At 61.0% G+C, this 15,706-nt stretch carries 17 protein-coding genes; 8 read left to right on the top strand and 9 right to left on the bottom strand.

Translation table 11 applies throughout. The annotated features are described in order from the left end of the window. The first annotated feature begins 1 nt into the window (after position 1). The 5 genes from ACR0IV_RS06340 to ACR0IV_RS06320 are packed head-to-tail and all read left to right on the top strand — an operon-like array spanning position 2 to position 6,227. Positions 2–634, top strand: coding sequence for a phage distal tail protein, Rcc01695 family (locus ACR0IV_RS06340; RefSeq protein ID WP_480657353.1), 633 nt, complete (start codon positions 2–4; stop codon positions 632–634). Beyond that, positions 634–1,518 carry a DUF2163 domain-containing protein gene (locus tag ACR0IV_RS06335; RefSeq protein ID WP_480657354.1) on the top strand — a complete coding sequence of 295 codons (885 nt, stop codon included), beginning with the start codon at positions 634–636 and terminating at the stop codon, positions 1,516–1,518. The genes ACR0IV_RS06340 and ACR0IV_RS06335 overlap by 1 nt, the downstream gene beginning before the upstream one ends. Next, positions 1,518–1,958, top strand: coding sequence for an NlpC/P60 family protein (locus ACR0IV_RS06330; RefSeq protein WP_480658546.1), 441 nt, complete (start codon positions 1,518–1,520; stop codon positions 1,956–1,958). Before ACR0IV_RS06335 ends, ACR0IV_RS06330 begins: the two co-directional genes overlap by 1 nt. After that, positions 1,958–5,923 carry a baseplate multidomain protein megatron gene (locus tag ACR0IV_RS06325; protein WP_480657355.1) on the top strand — a complete coding sequence of 1,322 codons (3,966 nt, stop codon included), beginning with the start codon at positions 1,958–1,960 and terminating at the stop codon, positions 5,921–5,923. Before ACR0IV_RS06330 ends, ACR0IV_RS06325 begins: the two co-directional genes overlap by 1 nt. Positions 5,924–5,930: 7 nt before the next feature. Continuing rightward, positions 5,931–6,227: a DUF7742 family protein gene (locus tag ACR0IV_RS06320; RefSeq protein ID WP_480657356.1), complete on the top strand. Its 297-nt coding sequence runs from the start codon at positions 5,931–5,933 to the stop codon at positions 6,225–6,227. On the opposite strand, the gene ACR0IV_RS06315 is transcribed toward ACR0IV_RS06320, so the two are convergent. Continuing rightward, a complete protein-coding gene (locus ACR0IV_RS06315; RefSeq protein WP_480469479.1) occupies positions 6,208–6,546 on the bottom strand; it encodes a TraR/DksA family transcriptional regulator in 339 nt (112 codons plus the stop codon). The two genes, ACR0IV_RS06320 and ACR0IV_RS06315, sit on opposite strands and share 20 nt — an antisense overlap. Before the next feature lie 84 nt (positions 6,547–6,630). Here ACR0IV_RS06315 and cysE point away from each other — a divergent pair, with 84 nt between their 5' ends. Beyond that, the gene (gene cysE, locus ACR0IV_RS06310) at positions 6,631–7,440 is read left to right on the top strand and encodes a serine O-acetyltransferase (protein ID WP_480469480.1); all 810 of its coding nucleotides are present in this window, start codon (positions 6,631–6,633) and stop codon (positions 7,438–7,440) included. A 3-nt stretch (positions 7,441–7,443) separates the two neighbouring features. Here the strand turns inward: cysE and ACR0IV_RS06305 are convergent, their stop codons facing one another. The 7 genes from ACR0IV_RS06305 to ACR0IV_RS06275 all read right to left on the bottom strand — a co-directional run bounded on the left by ACR0IV_RS06305 (position 7,444) and on the right by ACR0IV_RS06275 (position 13,562). Then, positions 7,444–7,686 (bottom strand): hypothetical protein, encoded by a 243-nt coding sequence (locus tag ACR0IV_RS06305; protein WP_480469481.1) that lies wholly within the window; start codon positions 7,684–7,686, stop codon positions 7,444–7,446. A gap of 148 nt (positions 7,687–7,834) precedes the next feature. Continuing rightward, entirely contained in the window at positions 7,835–9,133 is a 1,299-nt protein-coding gene (locus ACR0IV_RS06300) for a pyruvate dehydrogenase complex dihydrolipoamide acetyltransferase (RefSeq protein WP_480657357.1), read from the bottom strand. A gap of 1 nt (position 9,134) precedes the next feature. After that, positions 9,135–9,395 (bottom strand): hypothetical protein, encoded by a 261-nt coding sequence (locus ACR0IV_RS06295; protein ID WP_480657358.1) that lies wholly within the window; start codon positions 9,393–9,395, stop codon positions 9,135–9,137. Continuing rightward, positions 9,395–10,765, bottom strand: a complete 1,371-nt coding sequence (locus ACR0IV_RS06290) for a pyruvate dehydrogenase complex E1 component subunit beta (RefSeq protein ID WP_480657359.1) — start codon at positions 10,763–10,765, stop codon at positions 9,395–9,397. The genes ACR0IV_RS06295 and ACR0IV_RS06290 overlap by 1 nt, the downstream gene beginning before the upstream one ends. A 14-nt stretch (positions 10,766–10,779) precedes the next feature. Next, complete coding sequence (pdhA, locus tag ACR0IV_RS06285; protein ID WP_170585104.1) at positions 10,780–11,769, bottom strand: pyruvate dehydrogenase (acetyl-transferring) E1 component subunit alpha; 990 nt, start codon at positions 11,767–11,769, stop codon at positions 10,780–10,782. A gap of 172 nt (positions 11,770–11,941) precedes the next feature. Next, positions 11,942–12,241, bottom strand: coding sequence for an FtsB family cell division protein (locus tag ACR0IV_RS06280; protein ID WP_480469485.1), 300 nt, complete (start codon positions 12,239–12,241; stop codon positions 11,942–11,944). A gap of 130 nt (positions 12,242–12,371) precedes the next feature. Then, positions 12,372–13,562: a phosphoglycerate kinase gene (locus ACR0IV_RS06275; protein WP_480657360.1), complete on the bottom strand. Its 1,191-nt coding sequence runs from the start codon at positions 13,560–13,562 to the stop codon at positions 12,372–12,374. A gap of 136 nt (positions 13,563–13,698) precedes the next feature. On the opposite strand from ACR0IV_RS06275, the gene ACR0IV_RS06270 reads away from it, so the two are divergent. Both ACR0IV_RS06270 and ACR0IV_RS06265 read left to right on the top strand, forming a co-directional pair. Further along, positions 13,699–14,205: a peptidylprolyl isomerase gene (locus ACR0IV_RS06270; RefSeq protein WP_480469487.1), complete on the top strand. Its 507-nt coding sequence runs from the start codon at positions 13,699–13,701 to the stop codon at positions 14,203–14,205. After that, positions 14,198–14,746 (top strand): peptidylprolyl isomerase, encoded by a 549-nt coding sequence (locus ACR0IV_RS06265; protein WP_480469488.1) that lies wholly within the window; start codon positions 14,198–14,200, stop codon positions 14,744–14,746. Before ACR0IV_RS06270 ends, ACR0IV_RS06265 begins: the two co-directional genes overlap by 8 nt. Positions 14,747–14,785: 39 nt before the next feature. Here the strand turns inward: ACR0IV_RS06265 and ACR0IV_RS06260 are convergent, their stop codons facing one another. Continuing rightward, positions 14,786–15,628: an alpha/beta fold hydrolase gene (locus ACR0IV_RS06260; RefSeq protein WP_480657361.1), complete on the bottom strand. Its 843-nt coding sequence runs from the start codon at positions 15,626–15,628 to the stop codon at positions 14,786–14,788. Positions 15,629–15,706: the final 78 nt, after the last annotated feature.

The raw sequence follows: 15,706 nt of genomic DNA, 5'->3' as shown, positions 1-15,706 counted from the left end.
CATGAATTTTCATGAGGTGAGATTTCCCGCCAGCCTGAGCTTTGGCTCGGTCGGCGGGCCGGAACGGCGTACGGATATTGTGACGCTGGCCAACGGGTTCGAAGAGCGCAACACGCCTTGGGCGCATTCGCGCAGGCGCTATGATGCGGGGCTGGGGATGCGGTCGCTGGACGATGTCGAGACGCTGATCTCGTTCTTTGAGGCGCGGCAGGGCCAGATGTTTGGATTCCGCTGGAAGGACTGGTCGGATTTCAAATCGGGCGCGGCGACGGCTGAGGTCGAACAGGGCGATCAGGTGATTGCGCGCGGCGATGGGGAGACGATCTCGTTTCAGTTGGTCAAGACCTACAGCTCGGGCGGGTTCAGTTATGTGAGACCTATCGTGAAGCCGGTGCTGGGGACGGTGAAGCTGGGGCTGGATCAGGATGCTCTGCGTGAGGGCATTGATTTTGAGGTTGATCTGGCGACCGGGCGGGTCATCTTCACCACACCGCCGCCCGAGCAAATTGAGATCACGGCAGGGTTCGAATTCGACGTTCCGGTGCGGTTCGATACGGACAAGATCCAGACCAGCGTTGCCAGCTTTCAGGCCGGGGACGTCCCGAATGTGCCGGTTGTCGAGGTGCGGGTCTGATGAGCGGCGACAAACAGGCGCTGCAGGCGCATCTGCAAAGCGGTCTGACCACCACCTGCCGCTGTTGGGCGATTACCCGTAGCGACGGGCAGGCATTTGGTTTCACGGACCATGACATGGAGCTGAGCTTTGACGGATTGGTCTTCAAGGCCAGCACCGGCCTGACCGCTGCAGCGATCGAGCAGGCAACCGGCCTGTCGATCGACAATTCCGAAGCGATGGGCGCGCTGTCTGATGCCTCGGTCCGGGAAGAGGATATCGAGGCGGGGCGCTTTGACGGGGCCGAGGTGCGGGCCTGGTTGGTCAATTGGGCCGATCCCCAGCAGCGCATGCTGCAGTTTCGGGGCTCGATCGGGGAATTGCGGCGTGCGGGCGGGGCGTTTCATGCGGAATTGCGCGGTCTGACTGACTTGTTGAACCGGCCTTTGGGACGGATTTATCTGAAACCATGCACGGCGGTGCTGGGGGATCGCGCGTGCCGTTTTGCTCTGGACACGCCGGGGTATCGCGCCGAGGCCGAAATTGTCTCGGTCGAGGGTACGGTTTTGCGTTTGCAGGGCGCGGAGGGTGCTGATGCGGGATGGTTTGAGCGGGGCAGGCTGGACGTGCTGGACGGTGCGGCGCAGGGCCTGTGGGCTTCGGTCAAACTGGACGAACAGGCCAGCGGCGGGCGCGTTGTAACGCTGTGGTCCGCGATTGGCGGCGGGCTGGTTGGCGGTGACCGCGTTCAACTGACTGCCGGTTGCGACAAGCGCATGAGCACCTGCCGCCTGAAGTTCGACAACATCCTGAATTTTCAGGGCTTCCCTGATCTTCCACATGAAGACTGGGTGATGGCCACACCGAAGAAAAGCGATCCAAACAGAGGGGGCAGCAGGCGGTGATCGGGGTTAAGCAAGATATTGTTGACGAGGCGCGGCGCTGGCTGGGCACGCCTTATGTGCATCAGGCCTCGGTCCGTGAAGCCGGGGCGGATTGTCTCGGCCTGCTGCGGGGCGTTTGGCGCGCCGTGAAGGGGCACGAGCCCGAGGCGGTGCCGGTCTATAGCATGGACTGGTCCGAGCCACAGGGCGAGGAGCGCATGTGGGCCGCTGCCCGCCGCCATCTGATCGAGAAATCGCCCGACGACATAGCCTCGGGCGATGTGTTGTTGTTTCGAATGCGCGACGCAGCGGTAGCCAAGCATCTGGGGATCGTCAGCGGGTCAGACCCGGTGCGTTTCATCCATGCCTATTCCGGGCATGGCGTGGTCGAAAACACTCTGAGCGAACCCTGGCGTCGCCGTGTCGTTGCCTGTTTCGCGTTCCCGCTGGAGGATCTCTGATGGCTACTATTCTTCTATCCGCCGCCGGTGCGGCGCTGGGCGGGTCGATTGGAGGGTCGGTTGCGGGTCTTTCGACGGCGATTATCGGTCGCGCGGTGGGTGCAACGCTGGGCCGGGTGATCGACAATCGTCTGATGGGGCAATCGGTCATGGGCGGCGGCAGCGAGGTGGTCGAGACCGGCCGTCTGGACCGCTTCCGCCTGACCGAAACCGGTGAGGGTGCGCCGGTGGCCACGGTGTTTGGCCGTATGCGTGTGGGCGGTCAGGTCATCTGGGCTTCGGACTTTCTGGAAACGCGCAGCACTTCGACCACGACCCAGTCCACCGGAGGCGGCAAGGGCAGCTCTCCGAAACCGGCTGAGGTGAAGACGACAACCCACAGCTATAGCTATTCCGTCTCGCTGGCGATTGCGGTCGGTGCGGGCGTGGTTGCCGACATCACGCGCGTGTGGGCGGATGGCGAAGAGGTTGAGCGCAGGTCACTGAACATGCGCATCTATCGCGGCGGTCCCGAGCAACTGCCCGACCCGTTGATCGAGGCCATTGAAGGCGCGGGTCAGGTGCCGGCATATCGCGGTACGGCTTATGTTGTGATCGAAGACCTACAGCTGGGTCCTTATGGCAATCGAGTGCCCCAGTTTTCGTTCGAGGTGGTCCGGCAGGAACAGGAGGGGATGCCCGATGCCGCGGATGCGCTGTCACGGATCGTGAAGGGCGTCGCGCTGATGCCGGGAACGGGCGAATATGCGCTGGCCTCATCTCAGGTGAACTACAGCAAGGGCAGGGGGCGCAGCTGGGCAGCGAATGTGAACTCGCCCTCGGGTCGATCCGATCTTGTGACTTCGATGCGGGCGCTGACCCGAGAATTACCGGGATGCGAGGCGGCCTCGTTGATCGTGTCGTGGTTTGGCGACGATCTGCGCTGCGGTGAGTGTCAGATTCGTCCTAAGGTCGAGCGCAAGAGCGTTGATGGCGAGAACATGCCTTGGAGCGTGTCCGGCGTTTCCCGCGCGGCGGCCAGTAAGGTCCGCTGGGTCGATGGGCGTCCGGTGTATGGCGGAACCCCAGCCGATGCAGCGGTGGTTCAGGCGATCAAACATCTGAAAAAGACCGGCAAGCGGGTCATGTTCTATCCGTTCATTCTGATGGAGCAGCTGCAGGGGAACGGTCTGCCCGACCCTTGGTCGGATGCAGGCGATCAGCCGTATCTGCCGTGGCGGGGCCGGATCACGTTGGACGTTGCTCCGGGGCGAGAGGGCTCGTCGGATCAGACTGCCGCAGCCGATGCGCAGGTGGCGGCGTTTTTTGGCACTGCAAGGGCCTCTCATTTCTCTACCGGCAGTGGCCGGGTCACCTATCGCGGCCCGCAGGAATGGGGGCTGCGGCGGTTCATTCTGCACTATGCGGCCCTGTGCAAAGCAGCCGGAGGTGTGGAGTCGTTCTGCATCGGCTCAGAGTTGCGCGGGTTGACGCAGATCCGTGGCGCTTCGGGCTTTGCCGCGGTTGCGCAGTTGCGGTCACTGGCTGCTGAAGTGCGCGAGATTCTGGGGTCGGGCACCAAGATCGGCTATGCCGCCGACTGGTCCGAATATTTTGGGTATCAGCCGCAGGATGGCAGCGGTGACCGGTATTTCCATCTGGATGCGCTGTGGGCTGACGACAACATCGAATTCGTGGGCATCGACAACTATATGCCTCTGTCCGACTGGCGCGAGGGCGAGGGTCATCTCGATGCCGGGGTCGGGTCGATCTATGATCTGGACTATCTGCGCGGCAATATCGAGGGCGGCGAAGGCTACGACTGGTACTATGCCTCGCCCGAAGCGGCAGATGCGCAGGTGCGGACGCCGATCACCGATGATGCCTATGGCGAGCCATGGGTCTGGCGTTACAAGGATTTGCGCAACTGGTGGGCCAACCGGCACCATGAACGCATCGGTGGGGTCCGGCAGGAGAACCCTACGGGCTGGGTGCCCGGGTCAAAGCCGATCTGGTTCACTGAATTGGGCTGTGCTGCCATCGACAAAGGCACCAATCAGCCGAACAAGTTTCTGGACCCGAAGTCTTCGGAATCGGAATTTCCGAAATATTCCAATGGTATGCGCGACGACTTTATACTAGTTCAATATCTTCGTGCGATGCTGGGCTATTGGGGTGATCGGCAGATCAATCCGACGTCCGAGATCTATGGCGGCCCGATGGTGGATATGTCGAACGCCTATGTCTGGGCTTGGGATGCGCGGCCCTATCCGACCTTTCCGAACCTACGTTCGCAATGGACGGATGGCGACAACTATGCGCGTGGGCATTGGTTGAACGGGCGGTCCGGGTCGCGGACGCTGGCCTCGGTGGTGACCGAAATTTGCCATGGCGCGGGGGTGACGGATATCGATGTCTCGGCGCTTTATGGTATGGTGCGTGGCTACGCGGTCGAGGACGTGATGAACGCGCGTCAGGCGCTGCAGCCCCTGATGCTGCGCTATGGGTTCGACGCGATTGAGCGCGATGGCGTGCTGGTGTTCCGCACCCGTGACGGACGTCGGCCGCATGAGCTGGAGCCTGAGCAGATTGCTATCAGCTCGGACCTAGATGGGTCAGTCGAGTATCGACGCGAGGCCGAGGCCGAGATCACGGGCCGCGTGCGCCTGCGCTTTGTTCAGTCGGATGCCAATCACGATGTGGTTGCCGAGGAAGCGGTGCTGCCGGATGACAGCACCCATGCGGTGGCGGTGAATGAGATGCCCCTGTCGATGACCCGCGCCGAAGGGCGGCAGACGGTCGAGCGGTGGCTGAGCGAGTCTCGCATCTCGCGTGAGACGGCAAGATTCGCTTTGCCGCCGTCCCTCTTGCATGTGGGAGCGGGGGATGTGGTGCGTCTGCCTGGCCTCGGGCGGGGATCGGGGGCGCTCTATCGTATCGACCGGCTGGAACAGGCAGAGATGCAATTGGCCGATGCGGTGCGGATCGAACCGGGGGTTTATGCGCGCGCTGACATGCAGGATGACGGGGTGACGGCGAAACCGTATACGGCCCCGGTTCCGGTTCTGCCGGTGTTCATGGATTTGCCCTTGATCACCGGTTCTGAGGAACCTCACGCGCCTTATCTGGCGATCTCGGCTGATCCCTGGCCCGGCAGCGTGGCGGTCTATTCCGCAGCGCAGGACGAGGATTATGCCCTGCAGGAGGTTATAGCCGGGCAGGCGGTCATCGGGTTTACGGAAACTCCGCTGCGGCGCGTCAGTGCTGGCATCTGGGACGAGGGGCCGGCGCTGCGGGTGAATCTGATCGACGGGTTGCTGGAATCGCGCGCCCGGTCGGCGTTGCTGAGCGGTGCCAATCTGGCGGCGATCGGGGATGGCACTCCGGGCAATTGGGAGCTGTTCCAGTTCGCCGAGGCCAGCTTACAGGAGACCGGCATCTACCATCTCTCTGGTCGTCTGCGCGGCCAGTTGGGAACGGACGCGCTGATGCCGGATGTTTGGCCCGAGGGGTCAAGCTTTGTTCTGCTGGATCAGCGGGTTTACCAGACCAGCCTTTTGCGCACCGAACGGCGGGTGGCCAAGCACTATCGTATCGGTCCTGTAACGCGCGGGTACGAGGATCCGGCCTATGTGCATCTGGTCGAGGCCTTCGACGGCAATGGGCTGCGCCCTTACGCGCCAGCGCATCTGCGGCGGGCGCCGACTGACGCGGGGGACATGTTCACATGGGTACGACGCACGCGGATTGACGGGGATGACTGGGGTGGGCTTGAAGTTCCGCTGGGGGAAGAGGGCGAATCCTACCTGATCCGAATTATCGCTGACGGGGCGGTTTTGCGTGAGGCGGTCGCAAGTGCGCCGAGCTGGGAATATTCGGCCGCGATGAAGGCCGAGGATGGCCTGAGCGGAGCGTATGAGATCACGGTCGCGCAGGTCTCGGCCACTTACGGGCCCGGAGCAGTTGCCCGCCTGATGGTGGTCTGACGCGCCCATGCGTCCCGTTCTGCACGGAGATATCAGCGCGGCGGCGCGGGCATTGCTGGCCGCGCCGTCGCCGGAACGTCGTCGATTATGCGTCCGGATGATCGCCGAAGCCGAACGCGCGGACAGGCATGTCCGAGCGACCAGACGGTTGCACCCGGTCTATGGCAACGGTGCCTTGATGAGCGCGGCGCGCAGCCGGGCACTGGCGGATGAGCCGGGTTTTGACGATCTGCAATATTGCCAGTGTTTTGAAATGGTTCTGAGCGCCCTGATCCGGTTTCATATCAGCCGGAGGCGCAGCTGACGCATTTGGTGGCGGCCAGATCCAGCTCTAACCTGCCGCGCGGGATATCCTCACCGCAATCTTCGCAATAGCCGTATTCACCCTCGGCCATGCGATCCAGCGCGGCCTGAAGGCGCAGGGTTTCGGTATCCCTGCGCGCCTGCTGCGCCTTGGCCATGGCCTGATTCTGCAAGGCATCCATGCGGCTGAGCCGCCCAACTGCCTGTTGATCGAGCTCGACCACGGCCTGCGCCTCTTGCCCGCTTTCGGATTGGGTTTGCAGGGCAGTCAAGTTTTGGTGGATCAAGTCTTTGAAATACTTCAGATCGTCAGGGTTCATTTTTTGTTGTAGGGCACATCAAGGGTTTGCGTTTGGTGATTTTATCACTAGATGGCATTCTAGGCGGAGCAAAGGATCAAAGCCATGTTCGAAACGCGCAGCCAAGTCACCCCTGTCGATCCGGTTTGGGATCGTATCACATCCGAGGCCCAGGCGGCCGTGGAGAAAGAACCGCTGATGGGCGGGTTGGTGCATGCCTGTGTTCTGCATCACCGCAGTCTTGAACGCGCATTGTCCTACCGTATCTCGGCCAAGCTGTGCTCGAACGAAATGTCGATGATGGTGCTGCGAGAGATCGTGGATGAGGCCTATGCCGACGACAAGGGGCTGATTGAAGCCGCGCGCGCTGACCTGATGGCGGTGTATGAGCGTGATCCGGCCTGCCACCGGTTGCTACAGCCGATCCTGTACTTCAAAGGCTATCAGGCCATGCAGGCCTATCGCGTGGCCCATTGGCTGTGGCGCAAGGGCCGCCATGATCTGGCCTATTTCTTCCAGATGCGCTCGTCCGAGATTTTCGGGATCGACATTCATCCTGCCGCCAGAATCGGCAAGGGGATCATGATCGACCACGCCCATTCCATCGTGATCGGCGAAACCGCCGTGGTGGGCGACAATGTCTCGATGCTGCATTCGGTGACGCTGGGCGGGACCGGCAAGGAAGAGGAGCAGCGCCACCCCACTATCGGCGACGGTGTTCTGATCGGAGCCGGGGCCAAGGTGCTGGGCAATATCGAGGTTGGTCATTGCAGCCGCATCGCGGCGGGTTCGGTGGTGCTGCAAGAAGTGCCGCCATGCAAGACCGTCGCTGGCATTCCCGCCAAGATCGTGGGTGAAGCAGGCTGCGAGCAGCCTTCGATCTCGATGGATCACATGCTGGGGAAAGACCAGTAAGGATCAGTTCGAGCGGTTGTTCTTTCGGTTCTGCCGCTCGCGCCGCCGCTCTTCACGCTTTTGTTTCCGCAATTCGATGCGCCTCTGACGCTCGGCTTTTTGCTGTGCGATCACGGCAGGGTCGGTGGAATTGAACTTGGAATTCTCACCCGGATAGCTGTTGGGCTTCGCGATTGCAGCCGCAGGGAGTGTAGTTGCGGTCACGGCAACCAGAAGCAGGGTTTTGGTCAGGTCAGAAATGCGCATGGTCCACCTTTGGATTGCAAAACTGTCTGCATGAAGGTGGGGAAATCGGGGGGCGTGAGCAACCGTCGGGCTGATCACGCTTTCTCACATCACAGCGGTGATCGCGAGAGGCCCCGCCGGGGTCTGAACCCCGGCAGCGGCGATTGTGTCAGGCCAGCATGACCATCGGGTTTTCCAGATTATCGACGATGGCTTGCAGCAACTGCGCGCCAAGAGCGCCGTCGATGACGCGGTGATCGACTGACATTGTAACGGACATGACAGTTGCAACCGTCAGCTCGCCATCATCACCTACAACCGGTTTCTTCAGACCAGTGCCTACGGCCAGAATACCTGCATGCGGCGGGTTCACGATAGCGTCGAAATTGTCGATGCCGAACATGCCGAGGTTCGAGACCGCGAAGGTGCCGCCCTGGTATTCATGCGGGGCCAGCTTGCGCTCGCGTGCGCGACCGGCGAGGTCCTTCATCTCGGTCGAGAGTGCCGAGAGTGATTTGGTGTCAGCGTCCTGCAGAACCGGTGTGAACAAGCCGCCTTCGATCGCAACGGCAACCGCTACGTCGGAAGGTTTAAGTTGCAGAACCCGGTCGCCCGCCCAGACAGCGTTGCATTCGGGAACCTGCTGCAACGCGTTGGCGACGGCCTTGATGATGAAATCGTTGACGCTGAGCTTCACGCCCCGGCCTTCGAGCTGCTTGTTCAACTGGCTGCGGAACTTGAGCAGCGCGTCCAGCTTGATATCGCGGCGCAGATAGAAATGCGGGATGGTCTGTTTGGCTTCGGACAGGCGTGCGGCGATGGTCTTGCGCATGCCGTCGAGTTTGATTTCCTCGTAATCGCGCCCTTCGTACATCTTGGCGACAGCATCCGCCGAAGGCCCTGCAGGCGCGGCGGCTGGGGCTGCTGCAGCTGCGGGCGCTGGTGCCGCAGCAGGCGCGGCAGTTGCGCTTTCGACATCCGCCTTGACGATACGTCCATGTGGGCCGGAGCCGGTAATCTGAGCCAGATCCAGACCCTTTTGCGAGGCAATCCGACGGGCCAGCGGGGAGGCGAAGATGCGACCACCATCGGCTTTGACCGGAGCTGCCGGAGCAGGGGCGGGCGCCTCGGGTGCCGCTGACGCGGCAGCCTCGTTGCCCGCTGCGGCTGCAGGTGCAGCCGCTGGAGCAGCGGCGGGTGCGGCCGCGATATCATCAGCGCTTTCACCATCTTCCAGCAGAACTGCGATGGCGGTGTTGACCTTGACGCCTTCGGTGCCCTCAGCGATCAGGATCTTGCCGATGGTGCCTTCGTCGACGGCCTCGAACTCCATCGTCGCCTTGTCGGTTTCAATTTCGGCCAGCAGGTCGCCCGAGGAGACAGTGTCGCCCTCTTTGACGAGCCATTTTGCAAGCGTGCCTTCCTCCATCGTTGGGGACAGGGCGGGCATCAGGATTTCGGTGGGCATCTCAGCGCTCCTCAATCAAAGTAATTTGGTCAAAAGGCGCCCTTGGGCGCCCGGTGCCGCGTGCGAGCGTCGCAATCGCAGCCTCGATTTTATCTTTGTTTTCAGCCATCCAGACATAGGCTGTCTGGTGCGAGGGGCGCGCGCCGATCAACCGCATATCCGCCGCCAGCCGTTCGGGCACAAGCGCCCGCACGGTCCGGTTGTCGATGTCAATCTCGACACGGTAGCATTCGGTTGCTGGATCGCGGCCCCTGATCTCCATTACCGGTAGGTCACCTGTTTCACCGCTGCGATCACCTCATCCGTGGTGATCAGCGCCAGCTTTTCGAGGTTCGCGGCATATGGCATCGGAACATCTTTGCCGGTGAGGGTGATGACCGGACCGTCGAGATAATCGAACGCTTCCTGCATGACCACCGAGCTGATGTAGCTACCGACGGAACCCTGCGGCCAGCCTTCTTCGACGGTCACAAGACGGTTGGTTTTCATCACCGAGTTGATGATCGCGCCGGTGTCCATCGGGCGGATGGTGCGCAGGTCGATCACTTCGGCGCTGATGCCGTCTTCGGCCAGTTTGTCTGCGGCTTCCAATGCGTATTGCATGCCGATGCCAAAGCTGACGATGGTCACGTCAGAGCCCTCGCGCCAGATGCGCGCCTTGCCCAGCGGGATGGTCAGGTCATCCACCTGCGGTACGTCGAAGGACCGACCGTAGAGGATTTCGTTTTCCAGGAAGATCACCGGGTTGGGATCACGGATCGCCGATTTTAGCAGACCTTTGGCGTCGGCTGCCGAATAGGGCATGACGACTTTCAGACCGGGAATCTGCATGTACCACGCGGCGTAGTCCTGAGAGTGCTGCGCGGCCACGCGGGCGGCGGCACCGTTGGGGCCACGGAACACGATGGGACAACCCATCTGACCGCCGGACATATAGAGCGTCTTGGCAGCCGAGTTGATGATGTGGTCAATCGCCTGCATGGCGAAGTTGAAGGTCATGAATTCGACAATCGGTTTCAGGCCACCAAAGGCCGACCCGACCGCGATACCGGCAAAGCCATGCTCGGTGATCGGCGTGTCGATCACGCGTTTAGGGCCGAATTCGTCGAGCAGACCTTGCGAGATTTTATAAGCGCCCTGATACTCGGCGACTTCTTCACCCATCAGGTAGACGTCTCCGTCACCACGCATTTCCTCGGCCATCGCATCGCGAAGCGCTTCGCGGACGGTCTCGGTCTTCATTTCAGCGTCGGCCGGCCAATCGGGCGACAGGTCCACAACCGGAGCAGCAGGGGCTGCTGTCGGAGCGGGGGCCTCAACCGCCGCAGGGGCGGCTTCGGTCACCGCTGCGGCTGCGGGTGCAGCCGCGGGCAGGGCGGAGGCGTCTTCGCCTTCTTCAACCAGGATCGCGATGGGGGTGTTGACCTTGACCCCTTCGGTGCCTTCGTCGATCAGGATCTTACCGACGATGCCTTCATCGACGGCTTCGAACTCCATCGTCGCCTTGTCGGTTTCGATCTCGGCCATGATATCGCCCGAGGATACGGTGTCGCCTTCCTTGACCAGCCATTTGGCCAGCGTGCCCTCTTCCATCGTGGGCGAAAGGGCGGGCATGAGAATTTCGGTTGCCATGTCTATTCGTCCTCTCAGGCGTAGATATCTGTCCAGAGCTCATCCAGCGACGGCTCGGGGCTTTCTTTCGAGAATTCGGCGGCCTGGTTGACGATCTCTTTGATCTCTTTGTCGATCGCCTTCAGGTCATCCTCGGTCGCGTGTTTGCCGGTCAGCAGCAGCTCGCGCACATGTTCGATCGGGTCACTTTGTTCTCGGACCTTCTGAACCTCTTCGCGGGTGCGGTATTTGGCCGGGTCGGACATCGAGTGGCCGCGGTAGCGGTAGGTCTTGACCTCAAGGATGTAGGGGCCTTTGCCCGCGCGGCAGTGGGCCACCGCTTTTTCGCCGGCGGCTTTGACCGCCAGCACGTCCATGCCGTTGACCATTTCACCGGGTATCCCAAAGGCCTGGCCGCGGTGGTAGATGTCAGCGGAAGAAGTCGAGCGCGCCTGAGCGGTGCCCATGGCGTATTGGTTGTTCTCGATCACGAAAACCACCGGCAGTTCCCACAAGGCCGCCATGTTGAAGGTCTCATAGACCTGACCCTGGTTGGCCGCGCCGTCCCCGAAATAGGTGAAGGTCACGCCACCATTTTCTTTGTACTTGTCGGCGAAAGCCAGACCCGCACCCAGCGGCACCTGAGCACCGACAATACCGTGGCCGCCGTAGAAATGCTTCTCTTTCGAGAACATGTGCATTGAGCCGCCTTTGCCCTTGGACAGGCCGCCCTCGCGCCCGGTGAGTTCGGCCATCACGCCGCCCGGGTCCATGCCGCAGGCCAGCATGTGGCCGTGATCACGGTAGGATGTGATCCGCTTGTCGCCCTCTTTGGCGGCAGCCTCAAGGCCGACAACAACCGCTTCCTGACCGATATAGAGGTGGCAGAAACCGCCGATCAGACCCATTCCGTAGAGTTGGCCCGCTTTTTCCTCGAATCGGCGGATCAGCAGCATCTCGCGGTAATATGTGGTCAGTTCTTCCGCAGAAACATTTGGTTTCTTTGTGGTTTTTCGCGCAGCCATAGTGGCGATCTCCCCCTTTCGGCAAGATAGTTTAGCGTTAAACTATCTATTAAGGCATTTCTCCTCATCTGGCGAGGGTAAAAGTGACGCGGAGGCAAGCGCGCGAATTGCGGCTGGCGGGAGCTTATTTATTGGGCGAGACGGTGCAGAGATTTTTCGACGAAAAATTTTGTCAGCGGATGACGATCTCATCCGCGCGGATCATACCAAGGACCGAGCGGGCCTGCTGATCCAACAGATCGAGATCAAGATAGGTGTCCGACAGGCGGCGGGTCAGGTTTTCCATCCGGTCGATCTCGGCGTTCAGTTGGGCCAGATCGCGCGATAGGGCGTTGCGTTCCGCTGCAATCTCAACGCGGCGAAACAGGCCGTAGTCCCCCTGCACAGCGGCAAAGGTGAAATATACGCCCAGCATGAAGGCAACCGAGAAGAAGATGAAAGCCCCCAGACCGGGCCGATGGGAACGGGTCACTGTGTTAACCGCCGTATAACAAACTGCCTCAGAAACGCACCCTTTGCGGATGTCTGAACGCACTATGTCACAGGTGATTCGCCTTGTGAATCCCCTGTGACGAAAAAGCTGAGGCCTGAACTTTGGGCGCTTATTGATCCAGTGCTGCCACGCCTGGCAAAGTCTTGCCTTCCATCCATTCCAGGAAGGCGCCGCCAGCGGTGGAGATATACGAGAAATCGGCCGCCGCGCCAGAGGCATTCAGCGCTGCGACCGTGTCGCCTCCGCCAGCGACCGAGGTCAGTTTGCCATCGCGGGTCAACGCTGCGGCTTTCAGGGCGGCGGCGTTGGTGGCCGCGTCGAACGGGGTGAGTTCGAATGCGCCAAGAGGGCCGTTCCAGATCAGGGTCTGGCTTTTCTCCAGCACTTCGGACACTGCGGCGACGCTTACGGGGCCTGCGTCCAAGATCATGGCGTCCGAGGGGCATTGATCAGCGGGCAGGACTTGATGCGGCGCGTTGGCCTCGAATGCCTCGGCCACGACGATGTCACACGGCAACACAATGGTGCAGCCTGCGGTTTCGGCCTTGTTCAGGATCTCGGCGGCTGTGTCGGTCATCGCGTGTTCTGCAAGGGACTTGCCGACGTCGACGCCTTTGGCCACCAGGAAGGTATTCGCCATGCCACCGCCAATAACCAGGTAATCAACCTTCTCGATCAAGTTGCCCAGCAGGTCCAGTTTGGTCGACACTTTTGCGCCCCCGACAACTGCGGTGACAGGCCGCTTGGGCGCGCCCAGAGCGGCCTCAAGGGCGCTCAGCTCCTGTTGCATCAGGCGACCGGCGCAGGCGGGCAGCAGGCGGGCAAGCGCCTCGGTCGAGCTATGGGCGCGGTGCGCGGCTGAGAAGGCATCGTTGCAATAGATATCGCCCAGCTTCGCCATGCCTTCGGCCAGGGCGAAGCTGTTCTTAGTCTCTTCGGCATGGAAGCGAGTGTTTTCCAGCAGAAGAACCTCTCCGTCATCCAGTGATGCGGCAGCGGCTTCTGCTTCTGGCCCGACGCAATCATCGGCAAAACGAACCGGCGTGCCGAATGCGGCCTCAAGGGTGGGAACCAGTTGTTTCAAAGACATCTCGGCAACGCGTTCGCCCTTGGGGCGTCCGAAGTGCGCCAGCAGGATCGGCTTGCCACCTGCGGCGAGGATGTCGCGTACGGTGGGCACGATGCGCTGGATACGCGTGTCATCCGTGACTGCGCCATCTGCGACGGGAACATTGATATCCACGCGCACCAGAACCCGTTTGCCGTTCAGATCCATATCGTCCAGAGATTTCCAGCCCATCGCGCTTGTCCTTGCCCATTGCATCCAGTGTCAGGCGGTTCTTTTCCTGCATTTTGCCCTCAGGTCAATGCGTCACTTGGCATTCGTGCGCCCGCGTCATAGGTATTTGCGCAAGTTTCAAAGACAGGAGGGCCACATGGCCGAGATCAAAGACCCCGAAAACACAATCATCGTCGAGCTGAAAGACGGCAATGTCGTTATCGAGCTGTTGCCTGATGTGGCCCCTCAGCATTCGGCCCGCATGAAAGAGCTGGCCCGTGGTGGTGAATATGACAACGTTGCTTTCCACCGCGTGATCGACGGGTTCATGGCACAGACCGGCGACGTGCAGCATGGCGACATGGAAGATGGGTTCAATCTGCGCATGGCGGGTACAGGTGGTTCTTCGCTGCCCAACGTTCCGGCTGAGTTCTCGAAACTGCCCCACGATCGCGGTACGCTGGGCGCCGCGCGCTCGGCCAACCCGGATTCGGCCAACTCTCAGTTCTTCATCAACTTCAAGGACAATCACTTCCTGAACGGCCAGTACACCGTCTATGGCCGCGTCATCGAAGGGATGGAGCATGTGGACGCCATCACCCGTGGCGAGCCGCCTGCAAGCCCTGACCGCATGATCAGCGTCAAGGTGGCCGCCGATGTATAAGCTGGCCGCCGCGTTTGCATTGCTGGCCAGCCCGGCGCTGGCCACCGGTCTTGAAATCGAAATCGAAGGTGAAGGGGCCAATGGCACCGTCACCGTTGATCTGTTCGAAGACCTTGCACCTAAACACGTTGAGCAGATCACCGCCCTGGCTGCCGCTGGTCAGTATGATGGCGTAGTGTTTCACCGCGTGATCGACGGCTTCATGGCACAGACCGGCGATGTTGAGTTTGGCCGTATCGGTGGCGACATGCGTCGCGCGGGTACCGGCGGTTCGGATCGCCCCGATCTGCCTGCCGAGTTTTCGGACTACAACTATGATCGCGGCGTTGTCGGCATGGCGCGTGCGCAGGATCCTGACAGCGCGAACTCGCAGTTCTTCATCATGTTCGAGCCTGGCCCGTTCCTGAACGGCCAGTATACTGTTGTCGGTCAGGTGACAGATGGCATGGATGTGGTTGATGCGATCAAGCGGGGCGATGGCCCGAATGGTGCTGTGATCGGTCAGCCTGATGCGATGAAAAAAGTCACTGTTACGGAATAAGAAATAAGCCCGGCGCTGGTTGCGGCGCCGGGCTTTGGACTATTGATCAATAAAGTCCCGGATTGCCTTGGTATATCCCTCCGCGTCCTGAAAAGACGCAAAATGACTCACATCTTCCAGAATCAAAAGATCGGCACCGGGGATGGCCTCGGAGATAGCCTTTGAATGTTCGGTCAGGATCGCTTCGTCATGTGCGCTTTGCACGACCAGCGTGGGGACCGTAACCGATGCCAACCCTTCAAGGCCGCCGGGCTTTTCCGTCGCCCACATGGCCGCGACTCCACCCAGAAACGCTTCGAACCCATCCGGGGTAGGTGACATCTGGGCATAATCCTCTGTCATCATGCCGACATAGGTGCCGAAAACTGCGTTGGTTTCGACCGACGGGTCGATACCGTCCAGCGTGACGTTGCCCGCATGGGCGAAGTGGCTGGCCAACCGATCCGGTGCGGTGGTCGAAATCGTATAGCCGATATTGGCGCCGTCCGACCAGCCGACCAGATGGACCTGATCGATGTCTAAGTGATCCAGCAGAGCCAGATAATCCCGCGCCAGAAGATCATAGGCATAGGTGCTGCCGTCGTTGGTCGAGCGTCCGTGCCCGCGTGTATCCGCAACGATGACAGAGTGATCCTGCGCGAGGTCCGCCACCTGCGCTGCCCAGATATCCCCATGCGCGAGGCCGCCATGGATCATCAGGATGGGGATGCCGTCGCTCTCTCCATAGGTGGCGTAATACATGTCGATGCCGTTAACCTCGGCGGTGCCGGAGGTTGCGGCTTTGGGCATGGCCGGGGCCTGCGGAATGGTCAACCATTGCTCGTTGGCCCAGCTGGCAGAGGCCAAGCAGCCCAGAAACGCCGTTGTGATGAGCTTGTTCATTGCGTCCTCCCAAATCATTGGCGCGACGCTGGATACCGCCGCCCTGTCGCGCGATGGTATCGCGATTTTCAGGGCGGC

The organism is Ruegeria sp. C2 (assembly GCF_056537765.1).
The sequence above is the reverse complement of the archived record's forward strand: the minus strand, read 5'-3'. Positions and strand labels throughout refer to the sequence as shown.

What these genes read in the sequence shown, in the direction of transcription:
- ACR0IV_RS06340 (WP_480657353.1), top strand. Translation starts at nt 2, where the DNA reads ATGAATTTTCATGAGGTGAGATTTCCCGCCAGCCTGAGCTTTGGCTCG.
- ACR0IV_RS06335 (WP_480657354.1), top strand. Translation starts at nt 634, where the DNA reads ATGAGCGGCGACAAACAGGCGCTGCAGGCGCATCTGCAAAGCGGTCTG.
- ACR0IV_RS06325 (WP_480657355.1), top strand. Translation starts at nt 1,958, where the DNA reads ATGGCTACTATTCTTCTATCCGCCGCCGGTGCGGCGCTGGGCGGGTCG.
- ACR0IV_RS06320 (WP_480657356.1), top strand. Translation starts at nt 5,931, where the DNA reads ATGCGTCCCGTTCTGCACGGAGATATCAGCGCGGCGGCGCGGGCATTG.
- ACR0IV_RS06315 (WP_480469479.1), bottom strand. Translation starts at nt 6,546, where the DNA reads ATGAACCCTGACGATCTGAAGTATTTCAAAGACTTGATCCACCAAAAC.
- cysE (WP_480469480.1), top strand. Translation starts at nt 6,631, where the DNA reads ATGTTCGAAACGCGCAGCCAAGTCACCCCTGTCGATCCGGTTTGGGAT.
- ACR0IV_RS06305 (WP_480469481.1), bottom strand. Translation starts at nt 7,686, where the DNA reads ATGCGCATTTCTGACCTGACCAAAACCCTGCTTCTGGTTGCCGTGACC.
- ACR0IV_RS06300 (WP_480657357.1), bottom strand. Translation starts at nt 9,133, where the DNA reads ATGCCCACCGAAATCCTGATGCCCGCCCTGTCCCCAACGATGGAGGAA.
- ACR0IV_RS06295 (WP_480657358.1), bottom strand. Translation starts at nt 9,395, where the DNA reads ATGGAGATCAGGGGCCGCGATCCAGCAACCGAATGCTACCGTGTCGAG.
- ACR0IV_RS06290 (WP_480657359.1), bottom strand. Translation starts at nt 10,765, where the DNA reads ATGGCAACCGAAATTCTCATGCCCGCCCTTTCGCCCACGATGGAAGAG.
- pdhA (WP_170585104.1), bottom strand. Translation starts at nt 11,769, where the DNA reads ATGGCTGCGCGAAAAACCACAAAGAAACCAAATGTTTCTGCGGAAGAA.
- ACR0IV_RS06275 (WP_480657360.1), bottom strand. Translation starts at nt 13,562, where the DNA reads ATGGGCTGGAAATCTCTGGACGATATGGATCTGAACGGCAAACGGGTT.
- ACR0IV_RS06270 (WP_480469487.1), top strand. Translation starts at nt 13,699, where the DNA reads ATGGCCGAGATCAAAGACCCCGAAAACACAATCATCGTCGAGCTGAAA.
- ACR0IV_RS06265 (WP_480469488.1), top strand. Translation starts at nt 14,198, where the DNA reads ATGTATAAGCTGGCCGCCGCGTTTGCATTGCTGGCCAGCCCGGCGCTG.
- ACR0IV_RS06260 (WP_480657361.1), bottom strand. Translation starts at nt 15,628, where the DNA reads ATGAACAAGCTCATCACAACGGCGTTTCTGGGCTGCTTGGCCTCTGCC.